The organism is uncultured Campylobacter sp. (genome assembly GCF_937949835.1).
Classification (GTDB): Bacteria; Campylobacterota; Campylobacteria; order Campylobacterales; family Campylobacteraceae; genus Campylobacter_B.
In genome coordinates, this window is the sequence record NZ_CALEDC010000204.1 from 1 (window position 1) to 6,077 (window position 6,077).

At 47.8% G+C, this 6,077-nt stretch carries 7 protein-coding genes and 1 pseudogene; 7 read left to right on the forward strand and 1 reads right to left on the reverse strand.

All coding sequences use genetic code 11. The features are described 5' to 3' along the window. The 7 genes and pseudogenes from Q0256_RS04745 to Q0256_RS04775 form a co-directional block, all read left to right on the forward strand. A pseudogene (locus Q0256_RS04745) lies at window positions 1-540 on the forward strand (hypothetical protein); the annotation flags it as partial. Further along, on the forward strand, window positions 528-1,217 hold the full coding sequence (locus tag Q0256_RS04750; protein WP_295152369.1) for a cell division ATP-binding protein FtsE: 690 nt from the start codon (window positions 528-530) through the stop codon (window positions 1,215-1,217). The pseudogene Q0256_RS04745 and the gene Q0256_RS04750, both read left to right, overlap by 13 nt. Further along, window positions 1,204-2,019, forward strand: coding sequence for a hypothetical protein (locus Q0256_RS04755; protein WP_297882232.1), 816 nt, complete (start codon window positions 1,204-1,206; stop codon window positions 2,017-2,019). Before Q0256_RS04750 ends, Q0256_RS04755 begins: the two co-directional genes overlap by 14 nt. After that, the gene (locus Q0256_RS04760; RefSeq protein WP_297960552.1) at window positions 2,016-3,398 is read left to right on the forward strand and encodes a peptidoglycan DD-metalloendopeptidase family protein; all 1,383 of its coding nucleotides are present in this window, start codon (window positions 2,016-2,018) and stop codon (window positions 3,396-3,398) included. Before Q0256_RS04755 ends, Q0256_RS04760 begins: the two co-directional genes overlap by 4 nt. 2 nt (window positions 3,399-3,400) lie before the next feature. Continuing rightward, window positions 3,401-3,871 (forward strand): hypothetical protein, encoded by a 471-nt coding sequence (locus Q0256_RS04765; RefSeq protein WP_297960555.1) that lies wholly within the window; start codon window positions 3,401-3,403, stop codon window positions 3,869-3,871. A gap of 25 nt (window positions 3,872-3,896) precedes the next feature. Continuing rightward, window positions 3,897-4,712: a threonine/serine exporter family protein gene (locus Q0256_RS04770; protein ID WP_297960559.1), complete on the forward strand. Its 816-nt coding sequence runs from the start codon at window positions 3,897-3,899 to the stop codon at window positions 4,710-4,712. Window position 4,713: 1 nt separating this feature from the next. Beyond that, the gene (locus tag Q0256_RS04775; RefSeq protein ID WP_297960565.1) at window positions 4,714-5,205 is read left to right on the forward strand and encodes a threonine/serine exporter family protein; all 492 of its coding nucleotides are present in this window, start codon (window positions 4,714-4,716) and stop codon (window positions 5,203-5,205) included. A gap of 54 nt (window positions 5,206-5,259) precedes the next feature. Here Q0256_RS04775 and Q0256_RS04780 read toward each other — a convergent pair. After that, a partial coding sequence (locus Q0256_RS04780; RefSeq protein ID WP_297960562.1) for a hypothetical protein occupies window positions 5,260-6,077 on the reverse strand: 818 nt, incomplete at its 5' end.

The following is a 6,077-nucleotide window of genomic DNA, read 5'->3' on the forward strand; positions in this document are numbered from 1 at the left end:
CCGAATTTGGACGGCTTATTCTCAGCAACCAGTGCAATAAAAGAGAGTGCCACGCCAAATGCGACCCACACGGACGAAGCAAACACTACGCAAATTCTAAAAAAAGCGAGCACCGCGCCTTGCAAAAATGAGCCACAAGCCGAACTAAAAAACGAACTAAACCGCGCTGCCGAGCCGCAAGCAGAATTACAAAATAAGTCAAACTACGCTATCAAGTCGCAAGTCGGGTACCGAAGCGAGCTAAGCCATGACGAGTTGCAAGCCGAACACCAAGGCAAATTAAACCGTGCCGAGCAGCAATGGCAAGGCAAACCAAGCTGCGTTAAGCAGCAAAACGAACGGCAAAGCAAGCCATGCGCCGCCGAGCCGCAGGACGTGCTAATCCTGCTTTCGCTTGGGGCATTCGACTTTCCGCAGCAGTGTTTCATCCGCGCAAACGCAAGCGGCACGCGCTACTTCATCCGCCGCCCGCTTCCTACGCGCGAAAACCACGCGGCACATCAAAAAATTTCGGAGATATTTTCACAATGGCAGAGATAACGGACGATTACAATATCATCACCGCAGCGGGCCTCACGCTAGGCTACGAAAAGGCGGGCGCGGTCATCCAAGACGCGAGCTTCGGCATCGGCGCGAAGGACTTCGTCATCATCACGGGCAAGAGCGGCAGCGGCAAATCCACGCTGCTTAAGTCCTTCTACGGCGGCATCGACATCATCGGCGGCGAGCTGAACGTCTGCCTGTGCGATCTAAAGGGCATCACAAACTCCGATCTGCGCACCCTGCGCCAGCGCATCGGCATTATCTTTCAAAACTACCGCCTGATCAACGAATGGACGATCGAGCGCAACATAATGCTTCCGTTAATGATAATGGGCTACAATCAGCAGGTCTGCCAAGACCAAGCCAAAAAGCTACTGCGCCACGTCGAGCTCGGGCATAAGATGGGCAAGTATCCGCTCGAGCTTAGCGGCGGCGAGCAGCAGCGCGTGGCTTTGGCGCGTGCGATGGCGCATAATCCGCGCCTGCTGCTGTGCGACGAGCCAACGGGAAATTTGGACGACTACTCCAGTGCCATTATTTGGAATTTGTTGCGCTCGGCGTGCGAGTCGTGGAACGCCTGCGTCGTCATCGTGACGCATAAAATGCCCGCTACGCTGCGTTTTAGGCACCGACATTTTGAGATTAAGGACGCTAAAGTAAATGAAATCGATTAAAACCCATTTCGGCGTGATCTTTTCGCTCGTCGCGCTGCTTTTTTCAGTGCAGTTTGGAATTTTTATGAGCAACCTAACCAAAAGCTACGAGCGCTCGATCCAAAACGAATACAACATCGTGCTAGTCTCCAAAACCTCGCTCAGCCTGCAAGACGCGCAAAAAGCGGTGCCGAAGATCAGCTCGATTAGCGAAATTTCCACAGCGGGCATTACCGAGCGACTAAAGGGTAAAATTTCACAAAACGCCTTTGCCGAGCTTAGTAAAAATTTGCCTAAATTTTATAGCGTCAAGCTTGAAAGCTTCCCCGACGCCGCGCAGCTTGCAAAGATCGAGCAGGATCTAAAATCCATAGGCTCGCTCACGCGGGTTGAAATTTTTAAAAAGACCCACGATGAAATTTTTAAAATTTTACTACTTATCAAAAGCCTTGTTTACGGCTTTGCGTTTCTCATCGTGCTTTTAGGCGTGATGCTAATCCACCGCCAGATGCGTATTTGGGTCTATGAGCACAAAGAGCGCATCGAGATCATGGAGCTTTTCGGCGCGTCGTTTCTGATAAAAAGCGGCAAGCTCTACCGAATGGCGATAATCGACTCCTTCATCGCCACGCTGATCGTGACCTGCTTCTACATTGCGCTTCCTTCTTGGGAGGTGTTTTCGACAACGCTTAAGGGTATCGGCGATCTACGCACCGCCATAGTGCTGCCTTACGACGCGCTGATCCTTTTAGGCGTGGCTTTAGCACTATCTATCATCGCGGTAAGTTTTGTGATGCTGCAAATCGGAAATAAACGAGCATGAAAAGGGCTTTTTTAGCGCCGCTTCTTGCGCTGGGGCTTGCCGCGGCTCTTACTTATGCCGCGCCCGCAAAGGGACAAAGCACGAAAGATAAGATCGCCAAAGCGGGTCAAGAGCTCAAAAGCTCGCAAAAGGAGGGTATGCAGCTCTCGCAAAAGATCGACGAGATCGCGGGCCAAATCGTAAAGGAGCAGGAGGGCTTTAAAAAGCGCGAGGGCGAGATCAAACAGCTAAGCGACGCGATCGAGGGCTTAAAAGATCAATACGCCGCCGAAGCGCAGGAGCTTGAAAAGCTTAATAGCCAAAACGTCACGCTTCTTAGCGTGCAAAACGATCTGGAAAGCAAGATCGCAAGCGTGATCTCGCAAGAGCTATCATTCGATCTCATCACCGACGTAAATTCCACCACCACGCCCGATTCTATCATGGCTAGCGAAATTTTGGAGGGGCTCGGCGTCGTTATGAACGACGAGCTGAAGGGGCTGATCAAAGACTACGAAAATAATCAAAATTTTATCAACGAGCAGAACAAAAAGATCAAATCGATCCAGGCAAGCATGGCGAGCTATGACAAGAAAAAAACCGATCTTGACGCCAAGCAAACCATCCAAAAAGAAAAGCTCGCGCAGATGAAAAAGGACAAAGAAGACTACATCGCGAGACTGGAGAAGATAAACGACGAGCAAGATGCCATATCTAAGACCCTGCAGGAGCTTAAGATCATCGATGACGCCGAGGAAAAAGCCAAAGCGCAGAAGGAGGAAGCGGCACGCCAAGCAAAGCTTGAAGCGCAGAAGCAAAAGGAGCGCCAGGCGCGCGAAAAAGAGTACGCCAAAGCAAAAGCGGCAGCAAAAAAGGCGGGCAAGCCTGAGCCTGCGCCTCCTAGCGAGCCCGAGCCAGAAGTGAGCGAGCCAGCGGATGAGCGCGTAAGCAAGATCAACCAAAAGGTCAAGCAGTACGGCTCGAGCTATCAGTCCTCGCGCGTTAAAAAATACAGCGGAGCCAAGACCGCGGCGCCTCTGAACGGCGCGTATTTGAAGCGGAAATTCGGCAACTACAACGATCCGGTGTATAACATCAAGCTTTTCAACGAAAATATCGTGCTCGGCTCAAACAGCGGCGACACACAGGTTAAAGCGGTGCTGCCGGGCAAAGTGGTCTTTGCTAAAGAAACTGCCGTGCTTGATAAGGTGGTGATCCTAGAGCATAGCGGCGGTATCCATACGATCTACGCGCATCTAAATCAGATCCCGCCTACCGTGCGCGTCGGCTCCAATGTCAAAAAGGGCTACATCATCGGGCGCATCGGCTCGGATCTGACCTTTGAAGTGACGCAGCAGAACTACCACATCAACCCGCTCGATCTCATCAGCCTGAGGTAAGCGTGAAAAATTCTAAATTTAGCGAATCTTGCGAGGATGCCGAAAGTTTAAATTTAAGTGAGCAAAATTTGGGCTGCGATTTAAATTTAAGTGAGCAGAATTCTTTAAAAGAGCAAAATTCCGCCGCTTCAAATTTGAGCGATGAATGCTCCGCTGCTGCGACAAAAAATTCTAGCGGCGAGAATTCAACCTCAGCGTTAAATTTGAATGACGAAAATTCCAAAGCGACGTTAAATTTAAACGATCAAAATTTAAGCAACCAAAGCTTTGCCGCCATAGGTATCGCCTCCATGTCAAATTTAGATGGCGAGAATTCCGCCACGGGCGCTACTGCATTAAATTTTAAAAATAAAAATTCCGCGGCGGCGGACATCATAGCGACATCAAAAACGATGGCGGGCGCCGCAAAAACAGGAAGCTACAACGAGCGTCGTAGAAGTAAAAACGACGAAAACAGCGCAAAACGATATTGAGATTACAAGAGTAGCGGAGGAAATAATGACAACAGAAATGGCGGCAGCAAAAGAAGCAGAAGCAGCGAGACCGCAAATCCAAGAGCTTACCAATTTTCTTAGCGAATACACCGCCAAGATGCTTAGTATCGGCACTTACACCGCGCGCATCGAGCGCTGCGTGCGCAGGATAGCGGACGCTTACGACTATGAGGCTAGCCTGATGATCTTTGTGCGCCACTTCATCATCAGCGTGATGGATCCTGCGGACAACTCTATCCGCCGCACCTACGTCAAAACGGGCGCTGCAGCGCGTATCAGCTTCGATCTGATCTCGGAGCTAAGCGCGCTTAGCTGGGAAATTTACGACGAGAAAATCCCCCTTGCGCGCGCCAGAGCCTCATTTGCCGAAATTTTAGCCTCGCAGAAGAAAAGCTTTGCCAAAACTCTCGTTTTGCTCAGCGTCGCAAATGCCGCATTCTGCGAACTTTTCGGCGGCGACGGCGGTGCGATGGCATTAGTTTTTGCGGCTACGGCTTTTGGAATTTGCGCCCGCTATCTGCTTAGCAAGCTTAAAATCAACCTAAAAATCCAATACATCGCGGTTTCGTTCACAGTCTCCTTCATCGTCTCGCTAGGCGCTCGCTACGGGCTTAGCGCCACGCCCGACGTCGCCGTGGGATCGAGCATACTCTTTTTGATCCCCGGCGTCTGGCTGATCAACTCGGTATTTGACATCCTAAACGAAAATATGCTCGTAGGCATCAGCAGAGGGCTAAACACGGGGCTTTTGATCATCTGCATCGCGATCGGGCTCTTTCTGACGCTTAGCATCTCAAATTTGGGGCTTGTAAATGTTTGATATAGCGCTTTTGGTATTTAAGGATGCTTGCTTTGCCGCTGCGGCGGGGCTCGGGTTTGCGTATGCGTGCATGCCGCCTAAAAAGACGCTTATTTTCTCGGCACTGCTTGCAGCGGTTGCGCATTCGTGCAGGTTTTTGCTGATTCAAAGCCAAATTTTTTCGATCGCCGCCGCGACGCTTTTTGCGTCGTTTCTGATCGGCGTTTTGGGGATGCTCTGCGCCAAGCGCCTCAAGGTGCCCGCAGAGATCATCGCCTTCCCCGCGCTGCTTCCGATGATACCTGGCATCTACGCCTACAAGGCGGTTTTGGCGCTGTTTTCTTATATCAGAGCTGCGGGCGCAGAGCATAAACTCGCTCATCTTATCTCGTTTTTCGATAACGCCCTTGCCACGGTTTCGATCTCGCTGGCGCTCGGCACGGGCGTCTCGATAACGCTGCTAATTTTCTACGAGCAGTCCTTGATGATCACTCGCGGCGCAAGAGGTAAATAGCGCTAAATATGGGATTTTAAGCAGGCGGGGCGAGTAAATTTTATAAATTCTATTTTATTGCTCTCGTTTTATCTCTTTGGTTTTTTCATCGTAATAATATCCTTGCTCCACACCCAGCAAATTATCTTTTATATCGTATTTATATGTATAATTTTCATCAAAAATACCTAGATAAAAAGCATACCGACTATATTTTATACCTTCTAACTCAAAAAACGCTTTATACGGTTTTATATCTTTCTTTTTAAAGTTATATAAATTACAAAAATTATCGTATTTTTTATCTATTAGGCTTACATACATATCAAAAAATAGCATGTCGGTTGGAATAGAAAAAATTTTATCATTAGGATATTTGTGGTCGTATATTTTAGGATTAATTTCATTTAAAAATATTTTTTCCGTAAATAACATATCAAATACATGTTTATCATTTTCTAATCCGCTAAAATATAATTTGTATTTTAAATTTCCATCCGACAAGATTAAACTATTATTATTTTCCCAGGGGTAAACAACTTCGCCTTTAAGCATGGACATATTTACAAAATCTTTGAAATTTGCTACGGCTTGTTTACCGTTGCAAGCCCTGTCTCCCAAATCCATAAAATATTCTAAATTTATATTGTCATCTACAATGAAAAATTCGCAAGCTTTATCTGGACGATTATTTCCACCGCATCTTTCCACCAACCCGCTATAAAAATTATAAAATTCATCGTCTACTTTACCGTATTGCTTCTTTATTTTTCTTTCCATATCACGGAATTCCTCCGCTGAAATATTTATAGATTTATAGGTCTTTTTAAGTATACATTTTAACGCCCTATCTTTAAGCCGTATATCTGTAAGATTGCCATCTAGATCGCATA

Coding starts and splice junctions, on each gene's coding strand:
- Q0256_RS04760 (WP_297960552.1), top strand. CDS start 2,016: ATGAAAAGGGCTTTTTTAGCGCCGCTTCTTGCGCTGGGGCTTGCCGCG.
- Q0256_RS04770 (WP_297960559.1), top strand. CDS start 3,897: ATGACAACAGAAATGGCGGCAGCAAAAGAAGCAGAAGCAGCGAGACCG.
- Q0256_RS04750 (WP_295152369.1), top strand. CDS start 528: ATGGCAGAGATAACGGACGATTACAATATCATCACCGCAGCGGGCCTC.
- Q0256_RS04755 (WP_297882232.1), top strand. CDS start 1,204: ATGAAATCGATTAAAACCCATTTCGGCGTGATCTTTTCGCTCGTCGCG.